14 protein-coding genes and 1 pseudogene are annotated in these 17,345 nt (G+C 38.7%); 7 read left to right on the top strand and 8 right to left on the bottom strand.

Features of this window, described 5'->3' with window-relative positions:
- Positions 1–3: 3 nt before the first annotated feature.
- The 4 genes from GN303_RS06150 to hrpB form a co-directional block, all read right to left on the bottom strand.
- Complete coding sequence (locus GN303_RS06150; protein WP_197037446.1) at positions 4–1,077, bottom strand: hypothetical protein; 1,074 nt, start codon at positions 1,075–1,077, stop codon at positions 4–6.
- 150 nt (positions 1,078–1,227) lie between these two features.
- Positions 1,228–2,295 carry a hypothetical protein gene (locus GN303_RS06145; RefSeq protein ID WP_110438291.1) on the bottom strand — a complete coding sequence of 356 codons (1,068 nt, stop codon included), beginning with the start codon at positions 2,293–2,295 and terminating at the stop codon, positions 1,228–1,230.
- Between the two features lie 263 nt (positions 2,296–2,558).
- On the bottom strand, positions 2,559–3,731 hold the full coding sequence (locus GN303_RS06140; RefSeq protein ID WP_110438290.1) for a S1C family serine protease: 1,173 nt from the start codon (positions 3,729–3,731) through the stop codon (positions 2,559–2,561).
- Between the two features lie 40 nt (positions 3,732–3,771).
- Positions 3,772–6,234, bottom strand: a complete 2,463-nt coding sequence (gene hrpB / locus GN303_RS06135) for an ATP-dependent helicase HrpB (protein ID WP_110438289.1) — start codon at positions 6,232–6,234, stop codon at positions 3,772–3,774.
- An 88-nt stretch (positions 6,235–6,322) separates the two neighbouring features.
- Here hrpB and GN303_RS06130 point away from each other — a divergent pair, with 88 nt between their 5' ends.
- The 4 genes from GN303_RS06130 to GN303_RS06115 all read left to right on the top strand — a co-directional run bounded on the left by GN303_RS06130 (position 6,323) and on the right by GN303_RS06115 (position 11,289).
- Positions 6,323–8,404 carry a protein-disulfide reductase DsbD family protein gene (locus tag GN303_RS06130; RefSeq protein ID WP_110438288.1) on the top strand — a complete coding sequence of 694 codons (2,082 nt, stop codon included), beginning with the start codon at positions 6,323–6,325 and terminating at the stop codon, positions 8,402–8,404.
- Between the two features lie 98 nt (positions 8,405–8,502).
- On the top strand, positions 8,503–9,246 hold the full coding sequence (locus GN303_RS06125; protein ID WP_110438287.1) for a (Fe-S)-binding protein: 744 nt from the start codon (positions 8,503–8,505) through the stop codon (positions 9,244–9,246).
- Entirely contained in the window at positions 9,243–10,718 is a 1,476-nt protein-coding gene (locus GN303_RS06120) for a lactate utilization protein B (RefSeq protein WP_197037445.1), read from the top strand. Before GN303_RS06125 ends, GN303_RS06120 begins: the two co-directional genes overlap by 4 nt.
- Positions 10,711–11,289 (top strand): LutC/YkgG family protein, encoded by a 579-nt coding sequence (locus tag GN303_RS06115; RefSeq protein ID WP_110438285.1) that lies wholly within the window; start codon positions 10,711–10,713, stop codon positions 11,287–11,289. Before GN303_RS06120 ends, GN303_RS06115 begins: the two co-directional genes overlap by 8 nt.
- A gap of 3 nt (positions 11,290–11,292) precedes the next feature.
- Here the strand turns inward: GN303_RS06115 and GN303_RS06110 are convergent, their stop codons facing one another.
- The 4 genes from GN303_RS06110 to GN303_RS06095 form a co-directional block, all read right to left on the bottom strand.
- A complete protein-coding gene (locus GN303_RS06110; RefSeq protein WP_110438284.1) occupies positions 11,293–12,165 on the bottom strand; it encodes a hypothetical protein in 873 nt (290 codons plus the stop codon).
- Between the two features lie 436 nt (positions 12,166–12,601).
- Positions 12,602–13,522 (bottom strand): Hsp33 family molecular chaperone HslO, encoded by a 921-nt coding sequence (gene hslO / locus GN303_RS06105; protein WP_110438283.1) that lies wholly within the window; start codon positions 13,520–13,522, stop codon positions 12,602–12,604.
- An 84-nt stretch (positions 13,523–13,606) separates the two neighbouring features.
- Entirely contained in the window at positions 13,607–14,590 is a 984-nt protein-coding gene (gene argF, locus GN303_RS06100) for an ornithine carbamoyltransferase (protein ID WP_110438282.1), read from the bottom strand.
- 9 nt (positions 14,591–14,599) lie between these two features.
- Positions 14,600–15,790: an aspartate aminotransferase family protein gene (locus GN303_RS06095; protein ID WP_110438281.1), complete on the bottom strand. Its 1,191-nt coding sequence runs from the start codon at positions 15,788–15,790 to the stop codon at positions 14,600–14,602.
- A gap of 118 nt (positions 15,791–15,908) precedes the next feature.
- On the opposite strand from GN303_RS06095, the gene GN303_RS06090 reads away from it, so the two are divergent.
- The 3 genes and pseudogenes from GN303_RS06090 to GN303_RS08885 form a co-directional block, all read left to right on the top strand.
- The gene (locus GN303_RS06090) at positions 15,909–16,493 is read left to right on the top strand and encodes a regulatory protein RecX (RefSeq protein WP_110438280.1); all 585 of its coding nucleotides are present in this window, start codon (positions 15,909–15,911) and stop codon (positions 16,491–16,493) included.
- Between the two features lie 6 nt (positions 16,494–16,499).
- Entirely contained in the window at positions 16,500–16,967 is a 468-nt protein-coding gene (locus GN303_RS06085; protein ID WP_230873441.1) for a CHAP domain-containing protein, read from the top strand.
- A 166-nt stretch (positions 16,968–17,133) separates the two neighbouring features.
- Positions 17,134–17,307 (top strand): annotated as a pseudogene (locus GN303_RS08885) (twin-arginine translocase TatA/TatE family subunit); the annotation flags it as partial.
- Positions 17,308–17,345 lie beyond the last annotated feature (38 nt).

Genomic DNA, 17,345 nt, shown 5'->3' with positions numbered 1-17,345 from the left:
GAATTAGAAAACAAAGTTCACCGCCATTTGAGGCTGAACAAAATTATTTGCATTATGCCCGTCCACGGTTAAAGCCGTTCCAACAATAATACCTATGCGGGTGGAGGGATTATATTCGATTGCTGGTGCAACCTGAATGTCATGGGAGGCACCATTTACTTTACGTTGATAGGAATGGGGTTTATCAAGATATCCTCCTTTTATTCGAGTGCCCTTTGCCCAATCATAAACAAGGTCAAAAGCCATTAACCATTTTTTATCCAGACCGTACTCCAGGGAAAAACCAGTATTGCCAAAAAGTTTTGATCTTGCTTTTCCACGAAATCCAGTATCAGTACCGTAACTGCTAATATTGCGGAGATTAACGGAATTCAGAGGTTCCCTGCCCATACCCCAAACACGAACTCGAATGGCTTTATCAAATACCTGATATGCGGCTTGGGACTGCAATCCAAATCTCAGCGTATAATTGCCTGTTCCTGCACCGTCCAAATGACGACCAAGATTGTTATAATTGCCTGTTGGAAAGATCATGCCAAGGACAGTAGTTAGGCTAGGTTGGTAATGGGCATCTTCTTGATCAATCCAACGATATTGAATCTCAAAAGGTAAATCTGAGAAATGAACTGTACTAGCTGTTGTGTGACCGTTCCAGGTATAGCGGATCTGGGGCACAATCTGAACTGACAGGCGATCGGTTGCTGCATATTTAACTAATGTATAATTCAGGGTATTATCAGTTCTATGTTTGGAATTCTTGGTTTTTCCATTTGCCTGATAGGCACCACGGCTTATTGTGTTTTGCAAATACGGTTCGATAACAAAAGTCCCGGCATTGACCAATGCCCCGGATGGTGCCAACAAGGAACCTGTATATCTTTGTTCCTGTAAAATTTTGGAACCTGTATCTTCCTTGTTTTCCTCTTGTGTAGCTTCAAGCGCAATGTCGTTCGGGACAGCGTATACGTTTACAGAAGGGTTGAGTAAACTGAAAAAAACAAAACAAAAATAACTAATTTTAATTCTGTTTTTAAGCATACGAAATAGAATACAGGAATTGCTGAAAATTTGAGTCATAAAATGGCTCCTAGTCAGGGATAATTCATAATGCTTCTATAAAATGACCTTATAATTGTTATAAATTATAAGGTTATCAGATAGTTGCTTATTCTATATAGTTCAATCGCTTACGGTTGCAATATTGATGAAAAGTTAAATTTTATCAGATTAAAAAACGATGTTCACGGCACATTGAGGTTGAATGAAATCATTGGTATTATGGCCGTCAACGGTCAATGCCGCACCAGCGATAAGTCCAACGGCCGGTGTAAAATTATATTCTATACCAGGAGCGATTTGAAAATCATGAGAGGCACCTGTGATATGGCGTAAATAACGCTGGTGATTATAATTTCCCTTAATATGTGTCCCCTGAGCCCAATCATACTGAAAGTCAAAGGCCAATACCCATGCTTTGGTTATTCCAAATTCAAATGAAAATCCGGCGTTGCCAAATAAGCCACCTCTGACTGTGCCTGCAAAACCCTGATCTGTACCATAGTTGCTTATCCCCTTGATATTTCGGTGACCAATAGGTTTTCGACCTACACCCCACCAGCGGAAGCGTATGGCGCGATGAAATATTTCATAGGCAGCTTGGGAATGAAGACCAAAACGTAGGGTATATTGTCCACTTCCAAAAGCATCAAGGGAACGGTTCAACTGATCAAAATTGCCGGTAGGAAAATTCATGCCCAGGAAAGTCGTGAAGCTGGGTCGATAATGTGCGTTATCCTGGTCAATCCAGCGATATTGAAATTCTACAGGCAAGTCAGAAATATGTACACTGCTGGATGTGGTTTTACCGTTCCAGGCATAATTAACCTGTGGGGTTGCCTGAATGGTCAGATTATCGGTAATGGCGTATTTGATCAAAAGGAAACTGTCCGCTGAATCTGTTCTGTGTTTGCTATTTTTGACACTGCCATCGGATTGATAGGCCCCACGGCTGATTGTAGATTGGAGATACGGTTCCAAAGCAAGGATACCTGCCTTGGTAATGGCACCTGAAGGGGAAAGAAGGGAACCCGTATATCGTTGTTCATCCAATACATTGACACTGTCGGATATATTATTGATTGATGAATTGTTTATATCGGATTTAGATGCATTGCTTGCATATGTGTAATGTGAAGTAAATATCACAGAGATGCAAATTAACGAAAAATTTATTTTAGTATTATTGCAAAACAATAAAAATTGAGATACAGGGGTTTGTATGAAACGACGATGCATCAAAAAATTCCTCAATCAAAGTTATGGGGAAAACATAAATTATAACGATTTTTTATGATTAAATAATTTCAAGTGATCAATTAATAGTATTTATAACCATTTGTAATTAGTAAAGATTAAATATTATATTTGTTAAACGGATTAAAATATTCATTTAATTGTTATCTTAAGATAAAATTGATCACCAATGTAATAAAATTATTCGTATTCATGATATCAATCTATAAAAAAATTTTATTTTAGCAAGAGATAAAAAAAATTTGTTATTCTACATCATCTTTTGGTCGATGACCAACCGTAACATCAAGTTTGATGGTTTTCTTGTTGCGCCTTATTGTCAGTTGTAAATTTGATCCAGGATGTGCAATGGCCACTGTTTTAATAAAAGTACGAATTGTGTCTACATGCTGATCGTCAATTAATTCAACGCGGTCATTAATTTTGATTTTTGCCTTGTAGGCCGGGCCATCCAGATCAAGATCAATGATTTTCACTCCATTGTGTCCAGAATCCTCTTCAAGGGTAACACCAAGCCATCCTCGGTCAATAAATCCTGTTTTACATAGTTGAGTAACAATGGGGGCGGCGATTTCAGAGGGGATACCAAAACCAATTCCAACAGAACTTCCGGTAGGGGAAACAATTGCGGTATTCAAGGCGACAACTTGTCCGGCAAGGTTAAAGGATGGTCCTCCAGAATTTCCCGGATTCATTGGAGCATCCAATTGAAAAAAATCGTCAAAAGGGCTGGAACCAATATCGCGACCACGAGCTGATACAATTCCGGCAGTGACGGAAGAACCAAGGCCAAAAGGGTTTCCTGCAGCAAGAATCCAGTCACCAACCTCCACTTTGCGACTGTCACCCCATTGTACATAGGGAAGGGGATGATCGCTATCAATTTTGATGACTGCTATGTCTGTGAGAGAATCATTACCGATAACTTTTGCTGTGAAACGTTTTCCATTCGCAAGATATACTGTTATGTTGTTGAAAGTCCCGATTACATGCGTATTGGTTACTATGATCCCATGGGGATCAATGATAAAACCAGACCCAGCTTCTGTAACCCTACGGTTGCGGGTATGTTGACGTTGCCTGAATTCTTTTTCAAATGGTGTTCCCTTTAAGGAGGGTGGTATATGAATGTTTCTGGATTGTTTTGTATATATATTTTGGGAAACCGAAATGTTAACAACGGCTGGTACAACTTTTTTCACTAGCGGGGAGAAGGTCAGAGGCCCATTTTCTACAAGTGGTGTTGCGGAGGCCGTAAATGTGTCGGATGGAATGACTGTTTTTGATGGTTCGATATCTTTTTTATTTATATCCTGGGCATAGACGGGAAAATTGAATAAAACAATAATGAGATAAGTCTTGAGATTGAGACCTAGCTTTTTTTTTATCCGGTTTGAATATTCAATTGGTACAAACATTATTAATCTATTCAAAAAATTTAAGTTATTAAATAAACTATTATTCGTCATTCATGGGATTTTCTGGCCAGTGATGTTTGGGATAACGCCCCTTCATATCTTTTCTCATATCTTTCCAACCCTCTTTCCAAAAATTTTTCAAATCACTGGTTACTGCTTGAGGTCTATTGGCTGGGGACAGAAGGCAGCATTGTAATCGAATTTGTCCTTTTGCAATAGAAGGAGTATCTTTTATACCATAAAATTTTTGTGCATGTGCTGAAATAATGGGTGCGGGTTGTGTATAATCAATATAAAATTTATTATGATTCAATATAATAAATTCAGGAAATAACCGGTTTAGTTTTTGGCAAATATCATAACCAAGATAGGCTTCGAGAATATTTTTTAAGTCTATTTTTTTTAGATCTTTCAAATTATTGATTTGTGTGATCCAGGGGGATAACCATTTTTCAATATGCACTTCAAGCTTGTCATCAGTTAAATCCGGAATTTTTTCTTCTGTTAAATATTGTCTTGCCCATGAAGCACGTGACTGTAATTGTTTTGTAGCCTCGTTCCAGTTCAAAGCCTTATAAAAATTGTTTTTAACATAACCAAGCAAGACCGGATAAGCCTTTTCAGCTGGGACTATATCGTTTCTGTCTTGTAAAATAAGCCGCCCAAATTTTACTTGTTTTCGGGCAATGACTTTTCCATTGGTTGGGTCAATAGAAATATTTTCTACCTGACGGGACTGATTAAGGATAAAATCGGGAAGAATATCGGAATTCATGCGTGCTGCCAGACAGATTCTGGCTTTTTTCTGAGTATGGATATTTGCAACAATTAATAGTTTTTCCTTTGCCAATATATCTTGTTGAGAAAGATATGCACTGCCACCGCCTGCCAATCGGAATGATCCAATTTCATCACGTTTTTGTGCCAATCGGTCGGGAAAAGCGGCGCATAATAATTTGGCAGGATTTCCAAGAGATTTTTGGGTGAGTGGTATTTTTAATCTTTTGCGATATTCCTGGCCTATATGGTGGATACGGTGCCATAATTCCTTATCATGTTGATTATGAGGTAGGGTTTGTAGCCAGTTCAGACGAGTTTGGATATCGCAGGATTGGTCATGATTTTTACGAAAAGGATCACGCTCTTCCAGTAATGCAGCCAGATCGGCCGCCAATACCTTTTCTTCATTTGAGTTTGCTCTTAACATCATTGACGCCAAACGTGGATGCGCACCGAATTGAATAATTTTTTTACCAAAATCAGTGATGAGCCCTTTTTCATTTAACGCACCTAATAAAGTCAGTAAATTGCTGGCCGCCTCAAGAAGGCCATTGGAAGGAAAATCAGGAAAGACCAATTCCTTTATTGAGGTTCCCATAAGGTCTGTCCATGTTTTGCAAATCAATAAGAATTCACTTAATTCACTGGATAATATTTCAGGAGAATCATGCGGGATAAAACTTCGTTCCATCGCTTGGGTCCATAGACGATAGACAATTCCCTCAGCTTCACGTCCAGCCCTTCCGGCCCTTTGATCAGCTGCTGCCCTAGATATTCTTCGTGTTAAAAGTCGTGTTAGTCCAGTGTCTCCGTCCAATTGAGGAGCACGACGAAAACCTCCATCAATGACAATCCTTACGCCAGGAACGGTTAGGGAAGTTTCAGCAATGGAAGTGGTCAAAACTATCCGCCTTTTATCTTTGGCACTGACAGATCGCAAGGCCTTGTCCTGTTCTGTGGAATGTAATTCGCCATACAGAGGAAGAACTTCAGCATCTGGCAATGCAAGTATATTCATTGTGCGATGAATTTCGGTAACGCCTGGTAAAAATACCAGTATATTACCCTGATTTTTGTAATAAACATTCTCTATTTCCGCAGCGGTTATTTTGGGCAAATCTTTTATTGCATGAATATCTCTTTGTCGATGATGTATTGTTACAGGATGTATTCTTGATTTATTTTCAATAATCTGACAGTTTAATATTTTTTGTAGTTGAGACAAGGATGGTGTAGCCGACATTGCGATGAGCCTTAAATCCGGTCTCAGGTTTTTTTGAAGATCACGACACAAGGCAAGACAGAGGTCAGACTCAAGGGAACGTTCATGAATTTCATCAAAAATAATGGCGGCAACTTGGTCAAGAAATGGATTGTTCAAAAGATGTCTCAAGAACAGTCCATGTGTAACAACCTCTATACGGGTTTTTGAACTGGCCACTTTTTCCATGCGGGTTCTGTAACCTATCGTTTGGCCAATGGTTTCATGATATAGACAGGCCATCTGTTTTGCTGCGGCTCGGGCGGCAATGCGTCGTGGTTCCAGCATGATGATCCTATGTCCGTTTCGCCATGGAGCCTGTAATAATGACAAGGGTACAAGGCTTGTTTTTCCTGACCCTGGTGAAGCTACAAGAATACAGTTCTGATAGGTAAGTAGATGATCATGGAGTTCTGGTAAGGTATTCTGTATTGGTAGGGAAATGGGATCAGGTTTAAACATAAGTTGAGACTAGTCGATAAAATGCCTTGGTGACATGAATGATTATTAATTTTGTTTATCTCATCTTTAAGATAAAAATGGAATATTATTGACAGGGACAGGATTAAATCAAGTGCGATTCTGGATTACTATATTATTGGTTGTAATAGGGTTTAACACGCATGTTATTTGGGGTAAAGAAAGCGATAAAATCTTTAAAGCGCATGTTGAGGCAAGTATCATCAGTGCAAGCGATTTCAATGATGATGTTGATCGGTCTTTACTAGCCCTTAAAATCAAACTGGAGCAAGGGTGGCACACTTATTGGCTGAATCCGGGAGATGCGGGAGATCCTGCTTCGTTACAAGTTTCAATCAACCATGATAGAAAAATTATATTTCCAAAAATAGAATGGCCTGTTCCCAAACGGTTGTTTGAAAAAGGTTTATTGTCTTACATATATGATGGGGAAGTTATTTTACCTTTTTATCTTCATATTCCAGAATCCTATCGTGCCAAAGATCTGCATCTTCATATCAAGGCGACGTGGTTGATTTGTGCCAATATCTGTGTTCCCGTGCAGGCCGAATTTACAATTGATCTACCAAAAGGAAAAATCAATCAGGCAAATGAAGCGATCTTAATTCAAAAATCACTGAATAATAAACCCATGCCTTTGCAACATAATTTATTCATTACACCAAATGGAAAATTGTGGGGCAATAAAACAGATTCTCTGTTTGATCAAGTGCAGGATGCTTGGTTTATGCCAGAAAGATTGGGATTGATTGATCAAGATCAAAAACAGCATTTTAAAATCAATCCAGAATATTTTGAATTGAAATTGCCCCTATTATCTAAAAAACCGCTTGATCAGTCCTTGGCTGGTATCTTGGCATTGAAGGATTACAATGGCAAGATTCATTACTGGTCAATTCATCCCATAATTAAAAAGAAACCTGTCTCACATATTCTGAATCTATTTTTATTGATCAGCAGTGCCTTTCTTGGTGGGTGCCTGTTAAATTTCATGCCTTGCGTTTTTCCTGTCATTGCCATGAAATTATTATCCTTAAGTCGTTTGGGAAATAAAAACCGTGCCTATCAATACCGGTCATGTCTGTCATACACGGCAGGGATCTTAAGCAGTTTTACGGGTATATCGCTCATATTTATAAGTCTGCGCTGGATGGGAAAACAGATAACATGGGGTTTCCAGTTTCAATCGGTTTCATTTTTGATAATTCTATGCTGGTTATTATTTATCATTGCCTTAAATCTTCTGGATGCCTTCACAATAAATTTTTCATTTTATTCAAGAACAAATTCATCCTCTTACCTTTCTGATTTTCTTACAGGTATTCTTGCTGTCTTGGTTGCAACACCTTGCACCGCACCATTTATGGGTATAGCTGTAGCAGCCGCCTTAAATAGTTCAGCCGAAAAAACTTTTTTTATATTTATAGGAATGGGATTAGGTCTATCCTTTCCCTATTTGCTATTGGTTTTTATTCCAAAATTGACCCGTTTTTTACCGAGGCCAGGAATATGGATGGAAATATTGAAGCAATTTTTGGCATTTCCCCTATTACTTAGCTGTGTGTGGCTGGTATGGGTAATTTATCAGCATGATCAGTCCATATCTTTATTAACTGTTTTGTTAGGCTGTGTTTTAATTGGATTTGGAGCATGGTTATTGGGTAAAAATCAGCTATTGCGATATAAAACTGCTACACGTGTATTTCAAAGGGTTTCCAGTATCACGCTTATTCTGATTTTCATTTTGTTAGGGGGTATGATCACGGAAATGAATCTTGTACAATCCTCTAATGAAACAGTGGAAAATAGGGAATATATGGTATTTTCATTAAAGAATGTTCAGCAATTGCAGATTGATCATAAAGCTGTATTTGTTAACATGACGGCAAGTTGGTGTCTAACATGTCTCGTTAATGATAAGGTTGCCTTATCCAACCGAAAAGTAAGAGACTATTTCCATCGTCATCATATTCAATATGTGATTGGTGATTGGACACATCACAATAATGAAATCAGTCGTTTTCTAAAACAGTTTGGACGGGAAGGGGTTCCACTTTATATCTATTATCCTGCCTATGGAAACCCCAGGGTGTTGCCCCAAATCCTGACCCCGGATTTGGTGATAAAAAATATTGAAAATGTTAAAAATTAAAAATCGAAATAATAATTACAAGTAGTGAAACAACTCATAAAGTGATAAATTGCCATTGAAAATATAATAATTATAAATGGATATCAAGGTTTGCACAAATGAAGGTAGGGTTATTCATTCCATGTTATATGGATGCATTGGAACCTGAAGTTGGTATTTCAACTTTAAAGTTATTGGAACGTTTTGATCTGGATATTACATATCCTTTTGATCAAACCTGTTGTGGTCAACCCATGACTAATACGGGGTGTCATAAAGAGGCTGCCGCGACTGAAACCCTGTTTGTGAGGAATTTCTCGCAATTTGATTATATTGTCATGCCATCGGGAAGCTGTACGCATCAGGTTCGTTCCAATTTTGATGCCATCGAACAGACTGATGAGGTAAAACATGTCAGAACGCATACTTATGATCTGGTTGAGTTTCTGCATGATATTCTCAAGATTGATTCTTTTCCCTGGGCGTTTTTTCCCTACAAGGTTGCCATTCATAATAATTGCAATGCATTGAGAGGATTAAGACATGCGAGCATGTCAGAATTGAGGGAACCATATTTCTCAAAACCCAGGGATTTGCTTGAAAAGGTAAGAGGAATTGAATTTGTTGAATTGACACGTCCTGATGAGTGTTGTGGTTTTGGGGGGACTTTTTCAGTTTTTGAGGAGGGTGTTTCAGCAAAAATGGGTCAGGATAAGGTTATGGACCAATATAATAGCGGTGCAGAATACGTAATTTCCGCAGACAGCTCTTGTCTCATGCATCAGCAGGGATGCGCGCAACGGATGAAAATTCCCGTGAAATATGCCCATATTGCACGCGTTCTGAATGGAGATCTACAATGAATGTCAATATTAATTCAGACGTGAATGATGTGGCGCTTCAACATGAAGTTGGCGCAAGGGGTGCGGTTGTCAAAGGTAATAAACCCATAGATCAGCTTGAAGCCGCCAATCGCTTTATCGCTGCGCAGGCCCACGAGAAAATGCATGATAATCGTTTATGGGATTTACGTAAAAAGCGTGATGCGCAAATGCATCTTATCCCAGAATGGGAGGAACTTAGACAGTTGGCTTCGGATATCAAGGAGCACACGCTTGATCATCTTGCTCATTATCTCGAAATGTTTGAAAAAAATGCCAAAGATAATGGTATTCATGTTCATTGGGCGCAAAATGCTGAAGAGTGTAATTCGATTGCCATCGAGTTGATGAAAAAACGCCAGACCAAAATTTTAGTGAAAAGCAAATCCATGCTTGGGGAAGAATGTGGTTTGCGAAAGGCTGTGGAAAAGGAGGGGATCAACGTAATTGAAACGGATCTGGGTGAACGGATCCAGCAATTGGACAATGAGGATCCAAGTCATGTTGTTGTTCCGGCTGTTCACAAATCCCGTACGGATGTTTCCAAGGTTTTTACCAAAACTCTCGGGGCACAGGCGGGCAATAATGATATACATTATCTTGCCGAAACCCAGCGCGAAACAAATCGTCCCTTGATCCTGAAAGCCGAAGCTGGCATGACAGGAGGAAATTTTTTGGTTGCTGAAACGGGTGCGGTGGTTGTTTGCACGAATGAAGGGAATGCCGATCTTTCTGCCAATACACCCGGGATGCATATTGTAACGGTCGGAATTGAAAAAATAGTTCCAGGGCTTGAACATCTGGCAGTATTCATTCGTTTATTGTCACGTAGTGCGCTAGGTTCCCCAATAACACAATATACATCTTATTTCCGGGGGCCCAGACATCATGGCGGGGAAATGCATGTCATACTGGTCGATAATACGCGTTCCACCCGTTTAGCTGACAAGAAATTCAAGGCAGGCTTGAAATGTATACGCTGTGGTGCCTGTATGAACACATGTCCCGTGTTTCGTCGTAGTGGTGGATTAAGTTATGGAAGTACCTATGCAGGGCCAATTGGTTTGATACTTAGTCCGGGATACAATGCCCATAAATTTCGCAACCTTCCCTTTGCCTCAACCTTGAATGGCAGTTGTTCTAATGTCTGTCCTGTTAAAATCAATATTCATGAACAAATTTTTGAGTGGCGAGAGACATTGGCAGAAAAGGGTGAATTGTCCCTTGCAAAAAGAATATTGATGCAGGCCGCCGGGAAAATTTTGGGCAATCCAGCCCTGTACAGGGCCGCGATAAAAAATGCCGATCGGGCATTGAAATATCTCCCACATTTTATTGTTTACAATAACCTCAATAAATGGGGAAAGCAGAGAGACTTGCCACCTGCACCCAAGGAGACCTTTCATGGCTGGTATGAAAAGAATTATCTGAAAAAGGAAAGTGTTAATGAATAGTCGTGATATCATTTTAGGCAAAATCCGCAAGGCCTGTGTTGATGAATATGTTAAGCCTCCTTCTGTTCCCTTGTTTCACCAGAATGATCTTGATTTGATAAAAAAATTTAAGAAAGTTTTTGAGCAGATGGGGGGTGAATTACTGGAAAATCATGCCGATAATCCTTTTGAGTCGATTTATGAAAAACTTTCAAACGCAAAGAATATCTGTTCTGTTGTTAAGGAAATAAAGGGTGATTATAATATAACGGATCAAACGCCTCCGAATAGTTTGCATGATATTGACTATGCAGTTGTCAGGGCAAGTTTTGGTGTGGCTGAAACAGGATCTGTTTGTCTTACCGAAAAAGATCTGGTTGTAAATACTTTGGGTTATTTACCGCAACATCTGGTCGTTTTATTGAACAGCTCTGAAATCGTGGAAAACCTGCATGATGCGTATGCACGTCCGGAATGGAGGCGAAATCATTATGCAGCACTACATACAGGTCCCTCGGCCACCGCAGATATTGAAGGGGTATTGATCCATGGCGCCCAGGGTGTACGTTCATTTTCCTTGTTATTGCTTTAGAATCTAGTATTTTTTGGAAATGGCTGATTGAGGCAGTGTTCCCAATACCCCAACAGGATATTTACCTTTAGTTGAAGAAACAGGTTGTGTATCATGGACTGGGGGTGCGGCAGATTCATTGTTGGGAATGCCATCAGGGAAAACAGCATTTAAATCTGCGTTTGAAGCTGGAGGTTTGTTGGTGGCAGGTGCTATAATCCTGTGATCTGGAGGGGACATATCATGTTTTACAGCGGTTGAAGATGCCTTATCATTCAAATCCTGTGTTTTAATTGAGTCTGAAATTGGTGTGCCTGTGGCATCAACAATCCAGGGCTCCAAATGATTGCGAATTTGATATTCTAGTTCCACATTGACATCTTGCATCATTTTTTGGGTAATATCATATAAATTTGCTCGGCTATCTAAGTCTCCCTTATTATGATCAGTCTGGTATGTATGATTTGTACTGACCTGAATTGAGCCAACTTTTCTATTATTGTTGTTATAAATATCAAGACTAATATCAATTTGCCCGTAAACGGCATCATCATTGTTTTCTTGCAAAGAAGCTCGGCTGATTGTAAATATAGCCTTTCCGGATGTGCCTCTTGCTTTAAGACGATTATTAACCATGTTATTCAAGGCCATGGCGGGAGGGGTCGGGCTTAAATTGGAAATATCCCTTGGATATTGATTTGCGTTAGAATGATCCTGTATGCTTATTTGTCCAACATTCAGGAATATAGGGGTTAGATAATCATATGTTAGTGGTGCATATTGAGTGGTATCTTTATGTGCACAAGCTGATAATATCACGACCGGACTAATCCATAAAAATGCAGATAAATAAAATTTAAATCGATATGATAACGATTTGCGTAATTCGAATGACATGACAACCCCTTGATATTTATAAATTCATTAATTGCTGGTTACGTTAAAACAGGTTAATTATACGTATATATTTAACCTGTTTATCATGATATAATCCTATTCCAAAATTTAGTCATGATAACAAATCTTTTGAAAAAATTATATCATATTACTATTCCAATTTTATGAATGATATAATTTGTTTAGAATAAAATATGACAATGATTATGATAATAGAGAGTTAAAAGCTTATTTGTTTGAAACAATACGAAGAAATTATAATTTTATTAGGTGTTATTTATTAAAACAGTTTTTTATCTGTTTTTTGGTCATTTAAAAATTAAAAAGTGAATATTATAATTAGTAAAAATTCTATAAAATTCACATTTGTTTATATTCAACAAATAGAAAATTTTAACATTATTTTGAATTTGCTTATTAATCGATATTATTTTTATTAGATTTCTTTACGAGAAAAAATAAAATCGTAACAGCAAAATTCGCATGTCATGATAATTTTTCCATTTTCTGCCATGCTATCAAGTTCATCTTTGGAAAAATTGTTCAAGACCTCTTGTAACCTTGATCGGGAACAACGACAACCATAAGCGACATTTTTCGGCTTGCCAACAGAAAATTCCAAACTGTTGAAAAGACGATAAAGTAATTTTTCTGAAGCAAGATTTTTATCAAATAACTCTGAAGCTTTTAAAGTGTTGGCTAAAATACATATTGTTTCCCATTCTTTTTCATCATTTTCAGCGGCTGGTTTCAAAACGATTGAATTTTCATGGGCAATTTTTTCAAGAATTAGGCCGCCAGCTTGCCATTTATTTTGATAGCATTCGCAATATAATTGAATTGAATAGGGAAACTGCTCACTATTTTCAAAATAGTGACTGGCCATTTCTGCAAGCGTTTCTCCTGTCAGTTCAACCATCCCCTGATAATTGTCTTTTTTGTCTTGTTGGTCTATGGTCAGAACGAATAATCCTTTTTTCAAAAGGGTTTTTGCTGATGCATTTTCAGTAAAATCATTTATTTTGTTTTTGTCATAACGAATATAGAAGCGTAGCTCGCCTTTATGGGTACAATCAGCAACCAACATTGACACGACTCCCTTTCCCTTGATTTGCAGGGAAAATGATCCCTCAAATTTTAATGATGAAGCCAGGCCAGCAACTAATGACAAAGCTTCACCTCCCAGTTTGGTGATACAGTCTGGGTAGTTATGGCGTTCAAGAATGGAATGAGCTACAGGTCCCAAACGAATGAGCCTTCCTCTTGCCGAAGGGAAGAAAAAAGGCGTAATTCCTTTGCCGTAGGTAATATCTGGAACATTGGGTCGATCATTATTGGAATGATGAAGGTTTTTCATGGTTATCTTCTCAAGAAAAAAGCGAATAGCCGAGAAATCTTTTTTGAAAAGATAGGCTAAATATTGTCTATTTCAAGAATGGAATTAACGGGAGCCGTAATCACGCCAATTATCACCCATCAAAGCCCAAATCAGAATGGCTTTATGTGCGTGAAGACGATTTTCAGCTTCATCGAAAACAACTGATTGTTTACTTTCAAAAACCTCAGCGGTTACCTCTTCACCGATATGGGCAGGCAAGCAATGCATGAAAATGGCATCATGGGCGGCTAGTTTCATTAAATCGAGATTAACTTGATAAGGATGCAATAATTTCAAGCGTTGTTGTTTTTCAGAATCATTATCAGACATGCTAACCCAGGTATCGGTAACAATACAATCTGCTTCTTTAACTGCCTTTTTTGGATCTGTAGTCAGCTGAATGTCTGCCCCCATTTCTTTGGCCCATGACAGTATGGTTTTTGAGGGCAATAAATCGGGTGGGGTGGCTAATTTAAGAGTAAAATCAAATTGTGCGGCAGCTTCAATGAAAGAATTTGCAACATTGTTACCATCGCCAATCCAGGCAATTACACGTCCCTTGATAGGACCTTTATGTTCTTCAAAGGTCATGACATCAGCCATGACTTGTCCCGGATGCGAGGCGGGAGTCAGTCCGTTAATAACGGGGACTGAACTTAATTGTGCCAATTCGGTCAAATGTTCGGTACAGCCTGTTCGAAGAACTATGCCATCCACAAATCTTGAAAGAACGCGGGCAGTGTCGGCAATGGTTTCGCCCCGGTCAATCTGCATTGTACTGGTTGATAAAACAATCGGATTACCGCCTAGTTGATGAATTCCAACCTCAAAAGATACGCGCGTACGGGTTGAAGGTTTGGAAAAGATAAGTGCGATTGAACGTCCTTTCAGAGGTTGGGCAGGATGTGAGGGATATTTTCTATCTTCCTGCATTCCTTTGATTTGAGAGGCGAGGGTGATAATATCTCTTAAATTTTGTTTACTAATATCTTTGAGTTCTAAAAAGTGTTTTATTTTTTTTGATTGAGAAATAATTGGGTTATTCATAGAAATTACTCATTGAACAGATTTCAGGTTTTTACGTAATTGCTCGGCAGCATTTCTTAACCGGTGAATACCATCCAAGCATTCCTCCTTGGTTATAATTAGGGGAGGAATTATGCGAATGACATTATTTCCTGCCAATACGGTCAGTAGATTTTGCTCTAGGGCTGCATTTTGAATTTCGTTTGCAGGAATGGCTCCCTTTAATCCCAATAAAAGACCCTTTCCGCGAACTTCAGCGTAAACATCTGGATAAATCTCGGTTAATTGTTGCAGTTGTTCCTTTAGATACAGTCCTGTTTCTCGTATATTTTTCAGGAATCCAGGTTTCAATATGATATCCATAACTGCATTTCCAGCCGCACATGCAAGAGGGTTTCCTCCAAAGGTTGATCCATGCGTTCCAAAGGTCATGTGTTTGGCGATTTTTTCCTTGGCAAGAAAAGCGCCCATAGGTACGCCCCCGGCGATACCCTTTGCCAATGAAAGAATATCAGGTTCAATATCTGTCCATTGATAGGCAAAAAATTTACCTGTTCTGCCAACTCCGCACTGAACTTCGTCAAATCCTAGGAAAAGATCATTCTCATCACAGATTTGTCGCAATGCCTTTAGAAAATCAGGAGAAATAACAGTGATTCCACTTTCGCCTTGTATGGGTTCGATCAGAAATCCTGCCGTATTCTGGTTAATGGCTTCTTTCACCAGGTCAATATCATGTATTGGAATATGTTTGATTCCAGGTATTTTAGGCCCGAAACCTTCCAGATATTTTTGATTGCCTGTCGCATTCAAAGTTGCAATAGTTCTTCCATGAAAAGCGTGATTAAAACAGATGATATCTGTTCTTTCTGGATGGTTGTTTTTATATTGGGCGCGACGAATAGCCTTTATGACTCCTTCGTTTGCCTCTGCCCCAGAGTTGCAAAAAAACACACTGTCGGCAAAACTTATTGCTATTAATCTTTCGGCTAATTTTATTGCCTGAGGAATTTGGTATAAATTGGAAACATGAATGACTTTTTTTGCCTGTTCCGAAATAGCTTTACATAAAAGGGGATGATTATGACCTAGAGATGATGTTGCAATTCCAGCCCCGAAGTCCAGAAATCGTCGCCCATCAACCGTAAAAAGCCACACGCCGTTTCCATGGTCAAAGGCAAGGTTTGCACGATTATAGGTGGGCATCAAAGCGGAAATCATAATCTCTCTTGTCGATTTTATTGAAGGAAACAGACATAATTAATGATTGAGAAAAAAAAGTCAATTTATTCCTAATATAATCAAGGGTAATTGATTGGATAATGTTTAAAGGGAAGTGATGCAAATCATGTCAAACAGGATACAGCTTCCTGACTTAAAAGAGTATGCACTGAATTATCTTGCCCGTTATAATAATACCGAGGCAGGATTGGTTAAACTTTTAAGGCAGAAAGTCAATCGTTGGATTAAACAAATTCAAAAGGAGGACGATCAAGATTACGATGAAATTCTCAAGAAGGCATACGATAAGATTGATCAGATTGTCAATGAATTGAAGCAAAATGGCGGTATTAATGATGACAGATTTATTTTTTCCAAAATGCCATCCTTGATCCGTGCGGGTTGTTCCAAAAAACAAATTCAGGGACGTTTTATACAAAAGGGAATCAATCCCTCCTTAATTCAGTCCTCCTTGCAAGAATATCATGATGATCATCTTGAGCTGCTATCCGCTTTGGCCTATGCACGGAAAAGGAAGATTGGACCATTTCGTAAGCGTTTGTTAAAAAAAACAGCTGAACTGAAGGATCGTGAACAAATGATCCTTGCAAGGCGTGGATTTTCGTTTACAATCTCAAAAGAAGTTTTATCGATGACCCATGCAGAGGCAGAAGAATGTATCAATAAAATACGTTCTTTATAGGGGAAAATGAAATCAGGATTTTTTGTTCGCGTCTTAATCATGTTTTTTGGAATTCTACCCTTGCTGGCTGCCTGTGGAGGGGGAAGAAGCTATCATGGCTCCTTGCAATGTGCACCCTATGCCCGCAAGATCACTGGTGTTGAACTTCAGGGGGCAGCCTATAGTTGGTGGTATCAATCAAGAGGGAAATATTATAGAACCAAAAGGCCAGAACCGGGGGCAATATTGGTTTTTCGTAAAACTTCCAGATTGCCTTATGGGCATGTTTCTGTCGTAAAAAAACTTCAGGATTCACGCACGATTATTGTTGATCATGCCAATTGGGAAGCGCAGAGAATTGATCACAAGGCGCCAATTATAGATGTTTCATCACGTAATGACTGGTCTTTGGTAAGGGTTTGGTGGGCACCTACGGGAAAAATCGGGATCAAGCGATATGCGACTTATGGTTTTATTATTCCCAACAAGTCGTGATCAAGGTAACAAAAAACCGCGTGATTTGCAATTTGGTGTTAAAAGTAAAATATAGTATGATAATTTTAATTAAATTATGATATTTCCTGTGTTTAAGTTAGAAAAAGTCGATTGAATTTTCCGAAAATTGTCTGCATGTGTAAGTTGTGTAAGGAATAAATATATTATGGGCAGTATGAGTATTTGGCATTGGCTGATTGTATTGATTGTGGTTTTGCTGGTTTTTGGATCAGGAAAGATTTCAACATTAATGGGGGATCTGGCCAGGGGTATCAAGATTTTCAAGAAAAATATTGCCGACGATGAAACCTCTTCTCCACAAAGCAAGACAATTTTGCCAGATGTCGACAACAAAGGGGATACCTCTGTTTCCTTTAA

This window comes from Commensalibacter melissae, assembly GCF_009734185.1.
GTDB lineage: Bacteria > Pseudomonadota > Alphaproteobacteria > Acetobacterales > Acetobacteraceae > Commensalibacter > Commensalibacter melissae.
The sequence above is the reverse complement of the archived record's forward strand: the minus strand, read 5'-3'. Positions and strand labels throughout refer to the sequence as shown.

Bases quoted from the DNA above. Each gene is read 5' to 3' on its own strand.
- GN303_RS06095 (WP_110438281.1), bottom strand. From the start codon at position 15,790: ATGATTTCCGCTTTGATGCCCACCTATAATCGTGCAAACCTTGCCTTT.
- GN303_RS06125 (WP_110438287.1), top strand. From the start codon at position 8,503: ATGAAGGTAGGGTTATTCATTCCATGTTATATGGATGCATTGGAACCT.
- hslO (WP_110438283.1), bottom strand. From the start codon at position 13,522: ATGAAAAACCTTCATCATTCCAATAATGATCGACCCAATGTTCCAGAT.
- GN303_RS06150 (WP_197037446.1), bottom strand. From the start codon at position 1,077: ATGACTCAAATTTTCAGCAATTCCTGTATTCTATTTCGTATGCTTAAA.
- GN303_RS06145 (WP_110438291.1), bottom strand. From the start codon at position 2,295: ATGCATCGTCGTTTCATACAAACCCCTGTATCTCAATTTTTATTGTTT.
- GN303_RS06110 (WP_110438284.1), bottom strand. From the start codon at position 12,165: ATGTCATTCGAATTACGCAAATCGTTATCATATCGATTTAAATTTTAT.
- hrpB (WP_110438289.1), bottom strand. From the start codon at position 6,234: ATGTTTAAACCTGATCCCATTTCCCTACCAATACAGAATACCTTACCA.
- GN303_RS06085 (WP_230873441.1), top strand. From the start codon at position 16,500: ATGAAATCAGGATTTTTTGTTCGCGTCTTAATCATGTTTTTTGGAATT.
- GN303_RS06120 (WP_197037445.1), top strand. From the start codon at position 9,243: ATGAATGTCAATATTAATTCAGACGTGAATGATGTGGCGCTTCAACAT.
- GN303_RS06090 (WP_110438280.1), top strand. From the start codon at position 15,909: ATGCAAATCATGTCAAACAGGATACAGCTTCCTGACTTAAAAGAGTAT.
- argF (WP_110438282.1), bottom strand. From the start codon at position 14,590: ATGAATAACCCAATTATTTCTCAATCAAAAAAAATAAAACACTTTTTA.
- GN303_RS06140 (WP_110438290.1), bottom strand. From the start codon at position 3,731: ATGTTTGTACCAATTGAATATTCAAACCGGATAAAAAAAAAGCTAGGT.
- GN303_RS06115 (WP_110438285.1), top strand. From the start codon at position 10,711: ATGAATAGTCGTGATATCATTTTAGGCAAAATCCGCAAGGCCTGTGTT.